Source organism: Sphingopyxis sp. 550A (genome assembly GCF_053569535.1).
The window spans coordinates 482088-498402 of sequence record NZ_CM131615.1 but is presented as its reverse complement, the minus strand read 5'-3'; the positions used below and the strand labels follow the sequence as shown (position 1 = coordinate 498402).

General features: G+C 62.2%; 23 protein-coding genes. All 23 read left to right on the top strand.

Annotated elements, in window-relative coordinates; all coding sequences use genetic code 11:
• The first annotated feature begins 14 nt into the window (after positions 1–14).
• The 23 genes from ACVENA_RS02415 (at position 15) to ACVENA_RS02305 (ending at position 16313) form a co-directional block, all read left to right on the top strand.
• Positions 15–263: a DUF551 domain-containing protein gene (locus ACVENA_RS02415; protein WP_449327485.1), complete on the top strand. Its 249-nt coding sequence runs from the start codon at positions 15–17 to the stop codon at positions 261–263.
• Positions 256–987: a hypothetical protein gene (locus ACVENA_RS02410; RefSeq protein WP_449327484.1), complete on the top strand. Its 732-nt coding sequence runs from the start codon at positions 256–258 to the stop codon at positions 985–987. The genes ACVENA_RS02415 and ACVENA_RS02410 overlap by 8 nt, the downstream gene beginning before the upstream one ends.
• A gap of 11 nt (positions 988–998) precedes the next feature.
• Positions 999–1259 carry a hypothetical protein gene (locus ACVENA_RS02405; protein WP_449327483.1) on the top strand — a complete coding sequence of 87 codons (261 nt, stop codon included), beginning with the start codon at positions 999–1001 and terminating at the stop codon, positions 1257–1259.
• Positions 1256–1525 carry a hypothetical protein gene (locus ACVENA_RS02400; RefSeq protein WP_449327482.1) on the top strand — a complete coding sequence of 90 codons (270 nt, stop codon included), beginning with the start codon at positions 1256–1258 and terminating at the stop codon, positions 1523–1525. The genes ACVENA_RS02405 and ACVENA_RS02400 overlap by 4 nt, the downstream gene beginning before the upstream one ends.
• The gene (locus ACVENA_RS02395; protein ID WP_449327481.1) at positions 1522–1815 is read left to right on the top strand and encodes a hypothetical protein; all 294 of its coding nucleotides are present in this window, start codon (positions 1522–1524) and stop codon (positions 1813–1815) included. The genes ACVENA_RS02400 and ACVENA_RS02395 overlap by 4 nt, the downstream gene beginning before the upstream one ends.
• A complete protein-coding gene (locus tag ACVENA_RS02390) occupies positions 1812–2132 on the top strand; it encodes a hypothetical protein (protein WP_449327480.1) in 321 nt (106 codons plus the stop codon). The genes ACVENA_RS02395 and ACVENA_RS02390 overlap by 4 nt, the downstream gene beginning before the upstream one ends.
• A 1-nt stretch (position 2133) precedes the next feature.
• Positions 2134–2391: a hypothetical protein gene (locus ACVENA_RS02385; protein ID WP_449327479.1), complete on the top strand. Its 258-nt coding sequence runs from the start codon at positions 2134–2136 to the stop codon at positions 2389–2391.
• A 627-nt stretch (positions 2392–3018) separates the two neighbouring features.
• On the top strand, positions 3019–3411 hold the full coding sequence (locus ACVENA_RS02380; protein ID WP_449327478.1) for an HNH endonuclease: 393 nt from the start codon (positions 3019–3021) through the stop codon (positions 3409–3411).
• A gap of 77 nt (positions 3412–3488) precedes the next feature.
• Positions 3489–4295 (top strand): HNH endonuclease, encoded by an 807-nt coding sequence (locus ACVENA_RS02375; RefSeq protein WP_449327477.1) that lies wholly within the window; start codon positions 3489–3491, stop codon positions 4293–4295.
• 97 nt (positions 4296–4392) lie between these two features.
• The gene (locus ACVENA_RS02370; RefSeq protein WP_449327476.1) at positions 4393–4788 is read left to right on the top strand and encodes a hypothetical protein; all 396 of its coding nucleotides are present in this window, start codon (positions 4393–4395) and stop codon (positions 4786–4788) included.
• 271 nt (positions 4789–5059) lie between these two features.
• On the top strand, positions 5060–6616 hold the full coding sequence (locus ACVENA_RS02365; protein ID WP_449328882.1) for a terminase large subunit: 1557 nt from the start codon (positions 5060–5062) through the stop codon (positions 6614–6616).
• 9 nt (positions 6617–6625) lie between these two features.
• Positions 6626–8629, top strand: coding sequence for a phage major capsid protein (locus ACVENA_RS02360; protein WP_449327475.1), 2004 nt, complete (start codon positions 6626–6628; stop codon positions 8627–8629).
• A gap of 59 nt (positions 8630–8688) precedes the next feature.
• A complete protein-coding gene (locus ACVENA_RS02355; protein WP_449327474.1) occupies positions 8689–9018 on the top strand; it encodes a hypothetical protein in 330 nt (109 codons plus the stop codon).
• Complete coding sequence (locus ACVENA_RS02350; protein WP_449327473.1) at positions 9018–10349, top strand: phage portal protein; 1332 nt, start codon at positions 9018–9020, stop codon at positions 10347–10349. Before ACVENA_RS02355 ends, ACVENA_RS02350 begins: the two co-directional genes overlap by 1 nt.
• Complete coding sequence (locus ACVENA_RS02345) at positions 10349–11791, top strand: hypothetical protein (protein WP_449327472.1); 1443 nt, start codon at positions 10349–10351, stop codon at positions 11789–11791. Before ACVENA_RS02350 ends, ACVENA_RS02345 begins: the two co-directional genes overlap by 1 nt.
• On the top strand, positions 11788–12354 hold the full coding sequence (locus ACVENA_RS02340; protein WP_449327471.1) for a class I SAM-dependent methyltransferase: 567 nt from the start codon (positions 11788–11790) through the stop codon (positions 12352–12354). The genes ACVENA_RS02345 and ACVENA_RS02340 overlap by 4 nt, the downstream gene beginning before the upstream one ends.
• Positions 12354–12956, top strand: coding sequence for a hypothetical protein (locus ACVENA_RS02335; RefSeq protein ID WP_449327470.1), 603 nt, complete (start codon positions 12354–12356; stop codon positions 12954–12956). Before ACVENA_RS02340 ends, ACVENA_RS02335 begins: the two co-directional genes overlap by 1 nt.
• A gap of 20 nt (positions 12957–12976) precedes the next feature.
• On the top strand, positions 12977–13792 hold the full coding sequence (locus ACVENA_RS02330) for a phosphoribosyltransferase family protein (RefSeq protein ID WP_449327469.1): 816 nt from the start codon (positions 12977–12979) through the stop codon (positions 13790–13792).
• Complete coding sequence (locus ACVENA_RS02325) at positions 13789–14523, top strand: glycosyltransferase family A protein (RefSeq protein WP_449327468.1); 735 nt, start codon at positions 13789–13791, stop codon at positions 14521–14523. The genes ACVENA_RS02330 and ACVENA_RS02325 overlap by 4 nt, the downstream gene beginning before the upstream one ends.
• A complete protein-coding gene (locus ACVENA_RS02320; protein ID WP_449327467.1) occupies positions 14520–15236 on the top strand; it encodes a hypothetical protein in 717 nt (238 codons plus the stop codon). Before ACVENA_RS02325 ends, ACVENA_RS02320 begins: the two co-directional genes overlap by 4 nt.
• Positions 15233–15511 carry a head-tail connector protein gene (locus ACVENA_RS02315; protein WP_449327466.1) on the top strand — a complete coding sequence of 93 codons (279 nt, stop codon included), beginning with the start codon at positions 15233–15235 and terminating at the stop codon, positions 15509–15511. The genes ACVENA_RS02320 and ACVENA_RS02315 overlap by 4 nt, the downstream gene beginning before the upstream one ends.
• On the top strand, positions 15508–15837 hold the full coding sequence (locus tag ACVENA_RS02310; protein WP_449327465.1) for a head-tail adaptor protein: 330 nt from the start codon (positions 15508–15510) through the stop codon (positions 15835–15837). The genes ACVENA_RS02315 and ACVENA_RS02310 overlap by 4 nt, the downstream gene beginning before the upstream one ends.
• Complete coding sequence (locus tag ACVENA_RS02305; protein WP_449327464.1) at positions 15837–16313, top strand: hypothetical protein; 477 nt, start codon at positions 15837–15839, stop codon at positions 16311–16313. Before ACVENA_RS02310 ends, ACVENA_RS02305 begins: the two co-directional genes overlap by 1 nt.
• Positions 16314–16315: the final 2 nt, after the last annotated feature.

Here is a 16315-nt window from a genome sequence, read left to right as displayed (position 1 = left end):
GACACGAAGGCATAATGGACCACGACCCCGACAAGAACGGCTGGATGCCGATTGAGAGCGCGCCGACCGATGGCAGGGGTGTGCTGTTGATCGACGTGACCGCGGAAAAGCCAGAGGCCGGGATTGGCTTCTACCTGTTCGACGTTTGGAGCGCCCTCGATCCGGATGGGGAACCCGCGTTTGACGAGGAATTTTACCGATCGATGGTGTGGGTCAGCCCCACGCATTGGCAACCCCTGCCGGAGCCTCCCTCCCATGACTGACATCGACCCCGACATCCCCAGCCCCCGCGAGCGCGAGATGGAGCAGGCGGCCGACAAGTTGGCCCGCGCGCTCCTGCCGGCCGACCCCGTTGCGGCCATAGAAGCCGTGAAGGCCAAAGAGGACGCGCGCCGGACGAAGCTTCTGCGACAGACCCGTCTCGACGCGAAGGAGGAAGCCGAGCGGGAAGCGGCCCAGCTTGAAATCCGCTCCGGCGTCTTTGTGAACGTCGGTGACGCTGTCGTCCCCCCTACCCCCGAATGGCTCGGCAAGCACGAAACCCGGCCCGTCACCGTTCAGGCCGATGGACAGGGGCACCATGCCCGCTCGGTCAAGACGGTGCGCCGTGTGTTCGTCACGCCGGTCATCAGGGCGCATCGTGCGGGCCATATCGACGAGCGCCAGCTACGGGCCTGCACATGGTATGCCGACCGATACGAGCAAACCGGGCTGGACGGACGGGTCGCGAAGGGATGCTTTGAACCCCGGATTGCGTCGGGCCTCATGGGCGGCGTCGCGTTCACCGATCGCCAGGTTGAAGCGATGGATGATATGCGGGCTGTGCGGAAGATGATCCGGGCGAACTGGCGCAAGTTCTTCGACCTCGTGGTTTTGAACGAGATCGGGGTGAAGCGCGCCGAGCGCATGGCGCAATGTCGCCGGGATAGCGGGATGCTGACGCTGCGGACGTGCGCGGATGCTGTCGCGGACTGGTTGGGGTTGTGATAGGAGGCGGTATGACCGAGACGAATGAATCCGAAGGCTTGCTTGCCTTCCTGCGAACCGAAATTCCCACCGCCGAATTGGCGACAGCCTTGAAGGTTATTCAGGCCTTTAAGCAATGCGAGGGCGTCGACGAATGGATGCAGCCGTTCGAGAAATGGGTGCGCCTTGAGCAGTTGGAGGACTATCTGCGCCTGTTGACGGGGACCGAGGCGGATAACGTTGACGACGACCGCGCGATTAAGTTTCTGCGCGCCGTAAGGAGCGAGTCATGAGCATGACCCTGAAAGCCCTCATGGACAGCCTGTCCGAAATGGCCGAGCATCTGCCAGAGAGTGCCGTCGTGTCGATCAACGGCGAGACCATATCCGACGTGCGGATCACGATGCTGAACCCCATTGCCGAGTTTGGCGAAGCGTATGGCCGGATCGACAAGGCGATAGACCCCGGTCGCCGGAAGGTCGTGGACATCAGTGTCAACGGGCGCGAGCCGCCCGAGTTGCCGGTCGCGCGTTATCCGTATCAGAGGATCGAGCGATGACCGACCTCGATAAAGCATGGCGCGAGTTCACCGACGCGGTTGCGGAGGCGCTGCGGATTCCGGCGATGCTGGATTGGCTGGCGGCCCAGATCGACAAGCTCCCATCTCACAAAGCGGCGAAGGCAAGAGAGGCCGCGCGCATTGAGCAGGCTAGGCGCGAACAAGGCTGGCGCGAGGCCTTGTTCCGCTCCGATTGCGAAACGCTCAACCAGAAGATCGCCATAGCGTTGGATGCCGGTCGCCCGCGCATCATCCCCGGCCACATAATCGACCAGAGGATCGAGCCATGAAATCCCCCCTCGAACGCGCCGCGCGTGCCCTTTACCGCCTTCATGATGCACCGCCGCAAGACCTACTGGATCGGCTCAAGGCTAGTGCCGACGAAGAAGGGCTTGCGGAGGAACTGGCCGAGGAGGACGAGGTTTGGCCGAACTATGTCGCCGACGCCCGCGCCGTGCTCGAAGCGATCCGCGATGTTGACGCTGGAAGTCCGGCCATACTCGTTGCGGGCAAGGAATCGCTATATTCGTGCTCGGAAGACCCGGAATTGGAAGACGCGCGCAAGTGCTTCCACGCCATGATAGACGCAGCTCTCAAGGAGGGGTGAGATGCTGCGCTGGGTAAAGGACGGCCAGTTCACCGAATGCTGGCACGCAATGAGCGGCAACCTTGAGATTGGCCACGTCCTGCGTCGTTCTATTGACGGCCAAGTGGTCTACAAGGTCGATGCTGTCTCGACGCGCTGGATCACCAAGGGCCACGGCGAGGTCGCCAGCATCGCCAGCGGGAAGCGCGCGATAGAGCGGGCTTGGCAGGCATGGTGCAATCTGGCAGGACTGCAATCGTCCGACCCCGGCAGGACGTAAAAGCGCGGCCCTATCTGCGATGCATAGCGGAGACAGGCCAAGTCGCCGGGAAGCCTAAGCGCCCCACCCCCTCAACCGATGATACAGCGCTGCACACGCCAGCCCGATAGCCTTGGGCGCTCCGACCCTGCGATAGCGCGTGATCGTATTGGCTGTGACGCCGAGCATTTCGGCCGCCCTCGCTCCGCTGATGCCCATATCCCGAAGCCATTGCTGGAAATCTGCTGCCGTCATATCCGCATAATAGCGATGTTGGCTCGGTGTTTCATCCGCATTTTTGTGATATTGGCGTGGGAATTGCTAACGATCAGCGCCGTTCGCCATTCATCGGGAAAGAGCGCATTGACAATCTTGGCCCGATAACTGTATCTCCCTCACCGTAATGAAAGTTGCGCCTGCAACGAAACGGGTCGGCCAAGCGCCGGCCTTTTTTGTGGGCGATGCGCGGCCTGACTGACGCACACTCCCCCGATCGCTTCGGCATCGAGGGCGCTCCCTAACCGGAAGGCGGGAGTAGGTCGGGCCGCCACCGTCCCCGCGCAATGAATTCGGCCCGCCTGATCTGAACCGATACCGATAGCGCACGTCAATGCGCGTTGCCCTAACCCGGCTCGGGCGTGAGGGGATGTGAAGGCCGTGCCTGCTGTGGTGGCAGGCGCTGGTGGATGGAAGGATGCCACCGGGTCGGCCATCACCGACTTCGACGGAGGCGCAAGGGCAATGGGCTGGGCTCGAACGTCGCGACATGAACGCGGCTACGGGACGGCGTGGGATAAACTGCGCAAGCGCATCCTGAGCCGAGACAAGTATCTGTGTCAGACGTGCGCCCGCAAGGGTCGGCTGACCCCGGCTAATGAGGTCGATCACAAGAAGCCGAAGGCGAAGGGCGGCACGGACTCCGAGGATAACTTGGAAGTCATCTGCTCGCCCTGTCACAAGGCAAAAACATCCGCTGAGAATGGCCGGTCAACGAAAATGAAGATTGAGATCGGCACTGACGGCTGGCCCGTCGCTGATTGACAGAATTATTCGGGCCGGACCCGCTGTTGGAAGCAGCGTCCCGGCCCTCACCACAACCTGTTGAGGAGGTTCCGGCTATGTCGGGAGATACAAGGCTTGCGTCTTGCGCGCAATGTGGCGCACCATTCGCTGTCAATCGAAGGGGACGACCGCAGAAGTTCTGCCGGGTCCAATGCGGATGGGCGTTTCACTCCGCGAAGCGGCCGAAGGCAACCCGTCCTGTGGTGGAGTGCGCTCACTGCGGCAAGCCGTTCCAGAGATTTAATGCGCTCAACACCCTATGCAGCAACGCCTGCAAAGTAGCCGCATACAAGGCGCGCAATCCAGATCTCGCGGCCGAGAGCAGGGAAAGGGAACGAAAGGCCGCGCGAGCATCGGCTAAGGTTCTGGCTTTGATTGCGAAGGAGCGCCGGTTGTATCGGCGTTGGTCAAGAGAAGCGAAGCGCCGCCAGAATGAAAAGACCCACCGCCCTTGCCTCGACTGTGGCGCGACGATGCCGGTAGAGAGATGGGTGGTGCGATGCCAGTCGTGCCGGGCAGAAGCAAAGAGACGCACGGTCTCGAACTACAAGGCTTCGCCAAGCGGACGGGCCATGAAGGCGGCATGCAAGGCGCGGCGCAGAAGCCGACTGAAGCAATCGAAAATCGAGGCGTTCGATCCCTTTGAGATATTCGCCCGAGACGGATGGCACTGCCATATGTGCGGATGCAAAACTCCGAAGTCCCTGCGGGGAACCTTTGAGGACAACGCGCCTGAGTTGGACCACCTGGTCCCGTTGGCCGCAGGCGGCGAGCATTCGCGGCGGAACACGGCTTGTTCGTGCCGGAAATGCAACCTTGAGAAGGGCGACAAGCCGCTCGGGCAACTGCGACTGATCGCATGAGGGGCGGGGGAGGTCCAAAATCGAGGGCGTTTCGCTCTGGGACCGATGCCGACCTGAAATTTCCGCGATGTCGGATTAAATGTTTGGAGTTTTCAATATGGCAACGAGAGGCGCGAAGCCGAAGCCCGCGCATCTGCGCCTTATCGACGGCTCTCATCGCAGCGATCGTCACGGAGCGAAGGAAGATGTTTCGGCTGTCGTCGAAGCGACCCAAGGCATTTTCGGCGTGCTTCAACGGCCCTCGTATCTGAAGGGCGAGGCGCGCAAGGCGTGGGACCGATACATCGCGCCCATGACCTGGCTCGACGCTTCCCGCGAACCGTCGGCAATTCTGTTCTGCGAACTGTGGCAAGAATTTCGCGACGGGCCGCGCAGTTTCAACGCGACCAAGCACGCGCAGCTTCGGCACCTGATGAGCGAGCTCGGTCTGACGGACGAGCGCAACCGCGGCGGCGCGGATCAAGCAACGAAGCGTGACGAGTTCTTCGACTGACCGGGCAACAGCCTATGCCGAGCGGGTCATCGCCGGGTCGGTCGTGGCCGGGCCCCATGTCCGCAATGCGTGCCGCCGCCATGTCGACGACTTGGAGCATGGTCCCCTCCGGGGCTTATACTTCGACGAACAGGCCGCCGATCGCGCGATCAGGTTTTTCGAGACGAAGCTGAAACTGAGCGAAGGCCAGTTTGAAGGCCAGCCGCTCGTGCTCCACGAGAGCCAAGCGTTCATCGTCGGGTCCATCTTCGGATGGAAGCGCGAGAGCGGGATGCGCCGGTTCCGTCGAGCCTATATCGAGCAGGGAAAGGGCAACGGCAAATCGCCGCTCGCCGGGGGTATCGGTCTCTATGGGCTGATGGCCGATGGCGAAGCGGGCGCCGAAATCTATTCGGCCGGCGCGACCAAGGATCAGGCGGCCATCCTGTTCCGCGACGCGATCAAGATGCGGGACCAGTCTCCCGAGATCAAATCGCGGACGGTGACGAGCGGCGGCGAAGGCAAGGAACACAACCTTGCCTATCACCGGAAGAAGTCGTTTTTCCGCCCCGTCAGCCGGGAGGCACGAAAGACCGGCTCCGGCCCTCGCCCCCATATGGCGCTGTGCGACGAGGTGCATGAGCATCCCGACCGCGGCGTCATGGAGATGCTGGAGCGCGGCTTCAAATTCCGCCTCCAGCCTCTTTTGCTGATGACGACGAACAGCGGGACCGATCGCAAGTCCATCTGCTGGGAAGAGCATGAGCACGCAATCCGCGTGGCGGCCGGTAACCCGCACGCCAAGGATGACGATCCTACCTATGTCGGTGAGGTCATCGACGACACGACGTTCTCGTTCGTATGTGGTCTCGACAAAGGCGATGACCCGCTTACCGACCCGAGTTGCTGGGCGAAGGCGAACCCGCTGCTCGGTGTGACGATCACTGATGAATACCTCGCTGGGGTGGTCGCGCAGGCCAAAGCGATGCCGGGGAAGCTGAACGGCATCCTCCGCCTGCACTTCTGCAAGTGGACGGATGCCGAAACCGCGTGGATGACGCGCGAAGCGCTGGAACCCTGCCTCGCCGAATTCGACCCTGCTATCCATCACGGCAAGAAGATCGTCGAAGGCATCGACCTTTCGCAGAACCGCGACCTTACCGTGAAGGCCAGCGTCGTCGAAACCGGCAGCATGGACGTCGAGGTCATCGTCGAGGACAAGGCCGAGATCGTCTCGAAGCCGACTTATGATTGCTGGATCGAGGCGTGGACGCCGGGCGATACGGTCACGGCCCGCGCGCTTCGTGACAAGACGCCCTATGATTTATGGGTGCGCGAAGGGCATCTAAGCGCGCCGCCGGGCCAGAGTATCCGCTTCGATCACGTCGCTCAGGCGCTCGCGGATGACACGCGGGACTATGACGTCACACTGGTCGCCTACGACCGATACGCCTTCAAGCGGTTCGAAGAGGAATGCGCGAAGCTTGGTCTCTCGATCGAGTTCGCAGAGCACCCGCAGGGCGGCACGAAAAAAGGCAAGCCGACCGAGGCTATGAAGCGGGCCGCGCAGGCGGAAGGCAAAGAGCCGGAAGGCATGTGGATGCCGGGATCGCTTCGCGAACTGGAAGACGCGATCCTCGAAGGGCGCATCCGGTTCAGGCGCAATCCGGTCCTTATCTCGGCGATGATGAGCGCGGTCACCGACGAAGACCGCTGGGGAAATCACTGGCTCGCGAAAGAGCGGGCCGCGAACAAGATCGACGCCGCGGTGGCGATTTGCATGGCGATAGGCGCCGCGATGGCGTGCGAGAATTTGAACGCCCCCTCTTACGAAATGTTCGTTCTCTAGGAGAACCCAATGGAAAACAGGGCTTATTCGCTCTTGTCGGTCAAAGCGATCGACGAGGACAAGCGGGTTATCGAAGGCATCGCCAGCACTCCGTCACCGGACCGCATGGGGGATATCGTCAACCCGAAGGGGGCGAAGTTCAAACTGCCGATCCCGTTCCTCTGGCAGCACAATCACGATCAGCCGATCGGCCACGTCGTCGCGGCGAAGGTCACGAAGGAAGGCATCTGGTTTCGCGCTGAGATTGCGAAGACTGACGAGCCCGGCAAGCTGAAGGATCTGCTCGACTTCGCCTGGCAGAGCATCAAACTGAAGCTCGTCGCTGCGGTGTCGATCGGGTTCCGGCCCCTGAAATACGCCTACATCAGTGACGGCGGAATCGAGTTCGACGAATGGGAATGGTTCGAGCTCAGCGCGGTGACGATCCCCGCGCAGGCCGAGGCCACCATCGACGCCGTGAAATCCATCGACGCCGCGCTGCGCAAGGCCGCGGGCATCGTCGACCAGCAATTCGAGCGCACCCGGAAAGCCGCGTCAGGCATCCGGATCATTCGCTCGAATATCACCCCTCCCGCGTCAGGGAACGTCTCCACGAAAACCGGCCCCAAGGAGGGGCAAAAAGCCATGAAGAATATCGGACAGAAGATCGAGGAGCTGGAAAACCAGCGCAAGTCGATCGCCGACAAGATGCAGGAAATCCAGCAGAAAGCGATGGACGCCGGTCGCTCCAAGGACGCCGATGAGCGCGAGGAGTTCAACGAACTTCGCGACCAGCTCAAGGCTCTGGATGCCGAAATCGAAGACCTGAAGGACATCGAGGCGATCCATGCCCCGACTGCCAAGACGGTCGATGACAAGGCCGACAAGACGACGCAGCGCCGCACGGTGCCCGCGACCGTCAAGTCGGAAGTCGAACCCGGAATCCGCTTTGCGCAGCTCGCCAAGATCAAGGCGATTTCGCGCATCGATATCATCCCGCAGGTCAATGTGGCCGAAAAGATGTATGGTCGGGACAGCGAAATCACCGCGATCGTCAAGGCCAACGAAGTCGCCCCCGGCACCAATGCGTCGGGCAACTGGGCTGCCGATCTCGTTTCGGCCGAAGGTGGTATCGCGGCCGATTTCGCGAACTATCTTCGCCCCTCGACGATCATCGGCAAGTTCGGCCAGAACGGCATCCCCGCTTTGCGTATGACGCCGTTCCGTCGCCCGCTGGTTCTCCAAACCGGCGGTGGCGCCGGTTACTGGGTCGGCGAAGCCAAACCCAAGCCGATGACCGCGTTCGACTTCGATCGTTCGACGCTCGATCCGCTGAAGTGCGCGACGATCGCCGTCCTTTCGATGGAGAATATCCGCGACTCGTCGCCGAGTTCGGACATGATCGTGCGCGATGAACTTCGCAACGTGCTCGTGTCGCTGCAGGACGTGGCGTTCGTCGATCCGGCCAACAACGGCTCGATTGGCGTCAAGCCGGCAAGCATCTTCTACGGCGCCCCGTCGATCGTGGCCGAAAGCTACAGCGACGAAATGGACGTCATCCTCGACGTTCGTTCGCTGCTGCAGAAGTTCATCGACGCGAACAACCCAGCGAGCCAAGCTGTGCTGATCATGCAGGAAGGCACCGCGCTTGCGGCTTCGCTGATCCTGAATGCGCTCGGCCAGCGCGCTTTCCCGGAACTGAGCATGCGCGGCGGTTCGCTGCTGGGCATCCCGGTCATCACGTCGGAGAACGTGCCGGATGGCGTTGTCGGTATCGTGAACGCATCGGACATCTTCATCGGCGACGATGGCGAAGTCACGGTCGATATGAGCACCGAAGCCTCGCTCGAAATGAAGTCGGTCCCCACTCAGGATCCGACTGCTCCGGGCACCGGCGCGAGCCTCGTTTCGCTGTGGCAGAACAACCTCGTCGGCTTCCGCGCCGAACGCACGGTCAACTGGAAGCGCCGCCGCGCAAGCGCCGCCGCTTACCTGACTGGCGTGGCATGGGGCGGCGCGGTCAACCCGAGCTAATCCGGGTCGCATGAACGGCGGGCGGTCTTCGGGCCGCCCGTCTTTTTGGAGGAAAATCCATGGTCGATATGGTCGCCACGAGGAATCTCAAATACGGCACCCGCCGCCTTATGGCCGGCGACCCGTTCGAAGCGCGCCACGATCGCGATGCGCGCCTGTTGGTCGGGATCGGCAAGGCTCGCTATGCCACCAAAGTTGCTGTCGCGTCGGACAAGCCGGTCGTCTCTCGCCCGCTGGCCACGCCGCAGGCGCCCGCCGCCGTCGAAGCCGACGAGCGCCCCGCCCTGCGAGCGGAATATGAGACGAAGCTGGGCAAGAAGCCTTTCGGCGGCTGGTCGGCCGATGTCCTGCGCGAGAAGATCGCCGCTGCGGGCGAAGACGACGCCTGATGCGCGTTCTCGGCCTGCCGATCCCCTTCACCGCTGATTGGGGGAGGCAGAAATCTCTTTCGACGGTCAACGAAGGCCGCGGCTGGTATCGCATCTTCGAATCGTTCGCGGGCGCATGGCAGACCAACACGGTTGTCGATTACGACACCGCGCAGTCGAACCATGCCGTCTTTTCGTGTCAGACGTTGATCGCGTCCGACATTTCGAAGATGCGCGTGAAGCTGACGGCGCGAGATTCGAACGGCGTTTGGCAGGAAACCACGAACGGCGCCTATTCGCCGGTGCTGCGCCGTCCGAACCATTTTCAGAACCGCATCCAGTTCTTCGAAAGTTGGGTGCTGTCGAAGCTCCGGCGCGGCAATTCTGTCGTCCTGAAGCAGCGCGACAATCGCAATGTCGTGACCGGCCTCTATGTGCTCGACTGGACGCGCGTGCGGCCGATGATCGCCGACAATGGCGATGTCTTCTATGAATTGCAGGATGATAAACTCGCCGGAATCGGAGAGACGGTTTATGTCCCGGCTCGCGAGGTCATCCACGACAGGTTCAATTGCCTTTTCCACCCGCTGATCGGGGTGTCTCCTATCTATGCCGCCGGTCTTCCCGCGATGCACGGTCAGACGATCCAGCAGCAGGCGACGAAGTTTTTCCAGAACGGCGCGCGGCCGGGCGGCTTGTTGCTCGCGCCGGGCCGCCTCGATCAGGAAAAGGCCGACGAGCTCAAAGCAAAGTGGAAAGACGCTTTTACGGGCGCCAATGCCGGAATGGTCGCCGTCCTTGCAGACGGCTTCAAATATGAGGCGCTGGCGTCGAACAGCGACGAAAGCCAGTTGATCGAGCAGCTCAAATGGACCGCCGAGCAGATTTGCGGCGTCTATCACGTCCCGGCCTTCCTTGCGGGTGTCGGCGCCGAGCCCAACTATAACAACGTTCAGAACCTCACGCTGCGCTATTATTCCCAATGCCTGCAATCGCTGATCGAGGCGATCGAGCTGTGTCTCGACGAAGGCCTCGGCATGGGCGAGGCGATCGGGACCGAGTTCGACCTCGAAGCCCTGCTACGGATGGACACGAAAGCCCAGATGGAGGTCGTGACCGGCAAGAAGGGCATTGCCACCCTCAACGAGCAGCGCCGGGATCTGGGCTACGGCCCGCAAGACGGCGGCGACACGATCTATCTCCAGCAGCAGGACCATAGCCTCGCCGCCATCGCGGCGCGCGACCAGCAGTTGATCGAGGGGCCGCAGGAAGCGCCGCCCCCGGCAAATGACAATCAAATGGAGTTGCAGGCCGCGCGCGCGCTCCAGGCAATGACCAAGGGGCTAACGTGATGTTCGACGGTGAAGCCTTCGGCAAGCAGATGGTGGGCATTGTCCGGTCCTATGTGGACAGCGCTGTAGCCCCGCTGGCTGCTGAGAACAAAGCCCTCGCGGCTCGCATCGCGGAGCTGGAAACTCGTGAGCCCGTCCCCGGCCCCCGCGGGGAGAAGGGCGAGCAGGGCTTGCGCGGCGACCGCGGCGAGACGGGCATCGGTCTCGCCGGCGGCTTCATCAACAAGGATGGCGTTCTCGTCGTCACCTTGTCGTCGGGCGAGGTCAAGGAATTGGGCGTCGTTGTCGGCAAAGATGGCGAGCCGGGCGCAACCGGACCGGAAGGGCCGCAGGGACCGGCAGGCGAGCGCGGCGACCCTGGAGAGGCAGGCAAGAGCGTCGAGATTGCCGAAGTCGTCGAAGCAGCCACGCCGGTGATCGAAACCGTCATTGCCAAGGCCATCGATGCCCTGCCGAAACCGAAGGATGGCGAGCCGGGGCCCGCCGGTCCCAAGGGCGAAAAAGGCGATCCCGGAGAGCCTGGCGAAAAGGGTGATCCCGGCGAAGTTGGTCCGCAAGGCCCGATCGGCCCCGCTGGTCCGAAAGGTGACGCGGGCGCGGTCGGCGAGAAGGGCGACCCCGGAGAACGTGGCGAAAAAGGAGAGCCAGGTCAGGACGGGGCTATTGGCCCTGCTGGCGAGAAGGGTGAAATGGGGCCGCAAGGCGAGCGCGGCGAACCGGGCATCCGCGGCGAAAAAGGCGAACCGGGCGAAAAAGGCCGCGACGGCATGGACGTCGACGACATCCGCGTGACGCAGGATGGCCGAAATATCGAAATGCGGTTCGTCGTCGGCGACGCTCATTATGTCTCCGAATTTGAGCTTCCTGAAGGCCCTGCTGGGGAGAAGGGAGAGACGGGCAATGAGGGACCTGCCGGTCCTGTCGGCCCTCAGGGCGCGACCGGCAAAAAGGGCGCGGATGCTGATATGGAGGCGGTTGAGAAGGCCATTGCCGATCAGGTCAAGTCGGCTGTCGAAGCCCTGCCTCCGGCGAAGGACGGCGAAGCGGGCCGCGGCGTCAGCAAGGCGCTGATCGACCAGAACGGCGAGCTTGTGCTGACCTATTCGGATGGTGCGACCGAAAGCGTCGGCGTCGTGAAAGGTAAAGACGGCGAGCCGGGAACGACGTTCGACTTCGACGACTTTGATCTGATCGAAGATGACGATGGCATCAAAGCCCGCTTCACGCACGGCGACGTCGTGAAGGAAATCCGCCTGCCCGTTCCGCGCGATTGCGGCGTCTGGCAGCAGCGGGCCTATAATCGCGGTGACGGCGTGACCTTCGCGGGATCGTTCTTCATCTCGCAGGCCGACGACAACCGCGAGAAACCCGAAACGGGCAAGGCGTGGCGGCTTGCCGTGAAGCGCGGCCGGGATCGCAATGATCCGGTCAAGACCGCATGAGGCGCCTTGAAATCGGCCCCGGCAGCCACCCGCTACCGGGGTTCGAAGCCCTCGACATCGTAAAGCGCCCCGGCGTCCAGCACGTCGGGAACGCCGCAAGCCCACCCTTCGCGGACGAGACGTTCGATGAGGTCTATTCCTCGCATTGCATCGAGCACATCAACTGGTTTGAAGTCGAGGCGGCCATTGCGCATTGGGTCCGCATCCTGAAGCCCGGCGGCCTGCTCGAAGTCCACACCCTCGACGCGACGAAATGGATGCGCGCGCTGATCGAGTTCGAGGAAACGGGTGAAACCGAAACCAAGGCAGGAAAATGGCGCGCGGACCTGCACGGTTATGATCCCTATGTCCACGCGGTCGGACGGATCATGTGCTATTCGAAGAAGGGTGACGGCGGGGCGAACATGCACCGCGCGATCCTGACCCCGCGCTATCTGCGCCGGTGCTTCGAGCGGGCCGGATTGGTCGAGATCGAGACCGTTGCCGAGCCGCGCGGCGACCTCAAGCACCGCATGGTCAACATGGGGCTGCGGGGGCGGAAGCCGCATGGGGGCCAACAATAATGGGCATTGCAGTTTTCTTCTGCGAGCAGACGGGCAAGAAATCCTATCATCGGGGCTTCCGGTGCGATGCTTGCGATCATCGTCACGACGAGCCGTGCTCCGAAGCTGACCATGACGCCTATTCGAATGACGGCGAGCGACCGGAGCGCGAATGCGTATGTGGCCAGAAGGTGCGCGTTAATTCGTGGGGATCCGATACGGAGATGCGCCGCGTCGATACCGGCGAACTATTCAAATCTCACCGCGATCTACCGCCGGGCGCGATCTATGAGGCAATCCCATATTACGACGGTGAGCCGAATAATTGGCGGCAGTCGAAGCGGTCGGGCGGCAGGGAATATTTTATCAATCGTCCCGGCGTGGATGGTCGCATTCTCGTATGTGTGTGCCCGGACGGACACGCGTGGACGATCGACGCACGCGCCAGCAACTGCACGATGAAGGATGATGACGAACATTGGTGCTGGTGCCGCCACGGAAAGCCTGAGGATGGCACTCTCCATGTCGACAAGAACGGCCTCACTTGCAAGGCCGGCGCTGGCTCGATCGATACTGGCAAGTGGCACGGTTTCCTTCACAACGGCGAATTGAAACAGTGCTGAGCGTCCGCACGCTGGCCGACATGGCCCGCATCATCACGGCGAACCTGCACCGGATCGACCGCAACTCCTATGACTGCATCGTCGGCGTGCCCCGGTCCGGCATGATCCCGGCGAGCATCATCGCGACGCAGCTGCAAATGCCGCTCGCCGATGTCGAGGGATATGGCCGGGGCATCGTTCATGGCCGCTCTGGTCGCCCTGTAGCGGCCGGCAAGCGCGTCCTGCTGGTCGATGACAGTTGCAACAAGGGCGGCGCGTTCAAGCGTGCTATCGCCATGCTGCCGAAGGGAACGAAGGCAACGCGCCTCGCCATCTTCGGTCCCTATCAGGTGGTGCCGGAATCGGTCTGCGATATGTGGTTCGAGACGGTTCACGGCCCGCGCGTGTTCGCGTGGAACTGGACGAAGCACATTCGCCTGCCGCGCTGGGGGTTCGACTTCGACGGCGTGCTCTGCCGCGACAATACGAAGGCCGAGAACGACGACGGCCCCCGCTACGCTGAGTTTCTGGCGAACGCCGAGCCGCTGTTCATTCCGCAGCGCGCGATCGGGCACATCATCACCGGGCGCGCGGAGAAATACCGGGCCGAAACGGAAGCGTGGCTGAACCGGCATGGCATTCAGTTCGAAAGCCTGACGATGACGCCGTGGGAAACCAAGGGCGAACGGATGGCGGCGATGCGCGAAGCGGGCGGCCGGGGCGCGTGGAAAGCTGGGCACGCGGAAAGGCTGGGGGTCGAGATGTTCATTGAAAGCTGCCCGAAACAGGCAGGCATCATCGCGCGTGAAGCGGGGATCCCGGTGTTTTGCACCGCGACGCAGGAGTTGGCGGCATGATGCTGTCGATGGTCTTCCCCTATTACCGGAATCCGCAGCAATTGGCGCTCCAATATGCCGAGATGACGCGCTGGTCCGACAAGGCCAAGGCGCAAATCGAGGTCGTGATTGTCGACGATGGATCGCCCGAGCCCGCGGTAGCCGTTGAACGGCCCGAGGGGCTACCGGCGCTGCGGATTTATCGGGTTCTGGAGGATCGGCCGTGGTTCCAAAATGGAGCGAGGAATATCGCCGCCCATGAGGCCAGCGGGACTTGGCTGATTTCAACCGACATAGACCATGTGCTGACCGCCGCGAACGCCGACGCGCTATTGAAGCGGATGCACCGGCTCGACCCTGAGACGGCCTATATGCTTCACCGCGTCGAAGCAGACACCGGCTTGCCGACTCTGAACGCCAATGGCCAGCGGAAGCCGCACCCCAACAGCTTCGTGATGACCCGCGATATGTATTGGCGGCTCGGCGGCTATGACGAATGGTTCACAGGAATTTATGGCACGGACTCGATGTGGCGCGCGCGCCTCTATGCAGTCGCGAAGCAGGGGTTCATCAAGCACGTCGCGCTGACCCGCTATTGGCGCGACCTTGTGCCGGACGCATCGACCACGACGCTGCCGCGCAAGGAAGGGCGCGTTCCCGGCGAAAAAGAAGCAATCGCCTTGGCGAAGAAGGCGGCGGGCAAGGAGGATGAGATATTGTCGCTGTCGGCTGAATATGAGCGCGCGCTGTGATCACGGTCCTGACATGGCTCTGGCGGCAGGAAAAGAGCCGCACGGTCTACACGGCAAATCACGTCAACGTCTGGGCCGCGATGGTGCGCCGCAACCTGTCGATGCCGCACCGCATCGCCTGCGTGACCGACATGCCGGAAGGGATCGACCCGAGCGTGGAGATCATCGCCCCGCCCGGCGAGTTTCTGGACATCACGAACCCACGCTGGTCGAATGGCCGACCCCAATGCTACCGGCGCCTGTCGATGTTCCGCCGCGATGCTGGCGAGATATTCGGCGATCGGTTCGTTTCAATGGACCTTGACGTTGTGGTCGGCGGCCCGCTCGATCCGCTGTTTGATCGGCCCGAGGATCTTGTGCTGTTCAAGGGCACGCTGCGGGTGCGTCCGTATAACGGATCGCTTTTGATGATGACCGCGGGCTGTCGTCCGCAGGTCTACGAGGATTTCAACCAAGCCGCCGCGCTCGAATCGGGGCGCCTTTTCTGCGGGTCCGATCAAGCATGGCTGATGCACAAGCTGGGGCCGGACGAACGGGTCTGGGACGACGCAGACGGGGTTTACTGGTTCGGCGGCGCCTATCGCACGCGTCGGGATAAGGTGGCGCCGCGGGTGCTCTTCTTCCCCGGCAACCTGAAGCCCTGGGACGTGCGGAAAATCGACCCATTCACGCGCGAACACTATCATCTGGATATGATGGAGGCGACGGCATGAGTGTTTCGCTGACCGAAGTAAAGCAGTCCCTCCATATCCTGCACAATGACGATGAAGCGCAGCTTCTCGACCTGATCGACCAGTCGCTTTCCGCCCTGCTGCGTTACGTCGGCGAGGGCTATGATGTCTATGCCGACGAACTGAACGCCGCGCAGATCATCTGGATCAGGTGGCGTTACTATTCGGACGAGGATGTTGAACTGGATCCGATCCACAACCTACCGCGTCCGTTCGTCGCCCTTGCCGGCCCCTATCGGACCCCGACCGTCGCATGAAACCGTTCGTTCTCGACCAGAAGGTCACCCTGCAGCGCTTCACGGCAACGCAGGACGAATATGGCGAGGAAGTCCAGACGTGGGCCAATCTTGGCGACGAGCGGGCGAAGAAGTTTCAGGGCCGGGGTGACGAACGACGGGCCGCAGCGCGCGAGCAAGGCACTAAGGTTGCCACCTTCATGATGCACTCGAACAGCCGGACGCGCGGGCTGCTGGTCCGGGATCGCATCGTTCACGACGGGGCGAATTGGGACATCACAGACGTTTCGGACGACACGCCGCAGCGGGGTTTCCTCGAAGCGACGGCAACGCGGGTGGTTGAGTGATGGCGAAGGATGTCGTCAAAGTCAGCGGCTTCAAGGAACTGGATGCCGCACTGGGTGAGTTGACCAAAGTGACGGCGCGAAACGTGCTGTTCCGCACGGCCGAAAAGTCGATGGAGCCGATGCGCGAGAAGATGAAATATTTCGCGCCCTACGATGCCCACGACCGGGATGGCGACGGCAAGCATCTTGAGGACACGATGACGACCGAAAGGGTGAAGGCGAAGCGCGCTCGCGGGAGCGTAAAATACCAAGCGTCGGATGGCGTCGAGGTCATGACCGGACCCGCCCCAAAGGGAAAACGCGCACGCGCTAACGCCGGATGGCAGGAAGATGGGACGTCAAAGATGGAAGCGAACAGCTACGTTCTTCCGGCTTTCGACAGCGAAGGGATGGCTACTGTTGATCGGGTCCGCGAAAACTTGCTGATTGAATTGGACAAGACCACTGATCGCATCCGCAAACGGAACGGACTTTAAGG

Bases quoted from the DNA above. Each gene is read 5' to 3' on its own strand.
- ACVENA_RS02415 (WP_449327485.1), top strand. From the start codon at position 15: ATGGACCACGACCCCGACAAGAACGGCTGGATGCCGATTGAGAGCGCG.
- ACVENA_RS02410 (WP_449327484.1), top strand. From the start codon at position 256: ATGACTGACATCGACCCCGACATCCCCAGCCCCCGCGAGCGCGAGATG.
- ACVENA_RS02405 (WP_449327483.1), top strand. From the start codon at position 999: ATGACCGAGACGAATGAATCCGAAGGCTTGCTTGCCTTCCTGCGAACC.
- ACVENA_RS02400 (WP_449327482.1), top strand. From the start codon at position 1,256: ATGAGCATGACCCTGAAAGCCCTCATGGACAGCCTGTCCGAAATGGCC.
- ACVENA_RS02395 (WP_449327481.1), top strand. From the start codon at position 1,522: ATGACCGACCTCGATAAAGCATGGCGCGAGTTCACCGACGCGGTTGCG.
- ACVENA_RS02390 (WP_449327480.1), top strand. From the start codon at position 1,812: ATGAAATCCCCCCTCGAACGCGCCGCGCGTGCCCTTTACCGCCTTCAT.
- ACVENA_RS02385 (WP_449327479.1), top strand. From the start codon at position 2,134: ATGCTGCGCTGGGTAAAGGACGGCCAGTTCACCGAATGCTGGCACGCA.
- ACVENA_RS02375 (WP_449327477.1), top strand. From the start codon at position 3,489: ATGTCGGGAGATACAAGGCTTGCGTCTTGCGCGCAATGTGGCGCACCA.
- ACVENA_RS02370 (WP_449327476.1), top strand. From the start codon at position 4,393: ATGGCAACGAGAGGCGCGAAGCCGAAGCCCGCGCATCTGCGCCTTATC.
- ACVENA_RS02365 (WP_449328882.1), top strand. From the start codon at position 5,060: ATGCGCCGGTTCCGTCGAGCCTATATCGAGCAGGGAAAGGGCAACGGC.
- ACVENA_RS02360 (WP_449327475.1), top strand. From the start codon at position 6,626: ATGGAAAACAGGGCTTATTCGCTCTTGTCGGTCAAAGCGATCGACGAG.
- ACVENA_RS02355 (WP_449327474.1), top strand. From the start codon at position 8,689: ATGGTCGATATGGTCGCCACGAGGAATCTCAAATACGGCACCCGCCGC.
- ACVENA_RS02350 (WP_449327473.1), top strand. From the start codon at position 9,018: ATGCGCGTTCTCGGCCTGCCGATCCCCTTCACCGCTGATTGGGGGAGG.
- ACVENA_RS02345 (WP_449327472.1), top strand. From the start codon at position 10,349: ATGTTCGACGGTGAAGCCTTCGGCAAGCAGATGGTGGGCATTGTCCGG.
- ACVENA_RS02340 (WP_449327471.1), top strand. From the start codon at position 11,788: ATGAGGCGCCTTGAAATCGGCCCCGGCAGCCACCCGCTACCGGGGTTC.
- ACVENA_RS02335 (WP_449327470.1), top strand. From the start codon at position 12,354: ATGGGCATTGCAGTTTTCTTCTGCGAGCAGACGGGCAAGAAATCCTAT.
- ACVENA_RS02330 (WP_449327469.1), top strand. From the start codon at position 12,977: ATGGCCCGCATCATCACGGCGAACCTGCACCGGATCGACCGCAACTCC.
- ACVENA_RS02325 (WP_449327468.1), top strand. From the start codon at position 13,789: ATGATGCTGTCGATGGTCTTCCCCTATTACCGGAATCCGCAGCAATTG.
- ACVENA_RS02315 (WP_449327466.1), top strand. From the start codon at position 15,233: ATGAGTGTTTCGCTGACCGAAGTAAAGCAGTCCCTCCATATCCTGCAC.
- ACVENA_RS02310 (WP_449327465.1), top strand. From the start codon at position 15,508: ATGAAACCGTTCGTTCTCGACCAGAAGGTCACCCTGCAGCGCTTCACG.
- ACVENA_RS02305 (WP_449327464.1), top strand. From the start codon at position 15,837: ATGGCGAAGGATGTCGTCAAAGTCAGCGGCTTCAAGGAACTGGATGCC.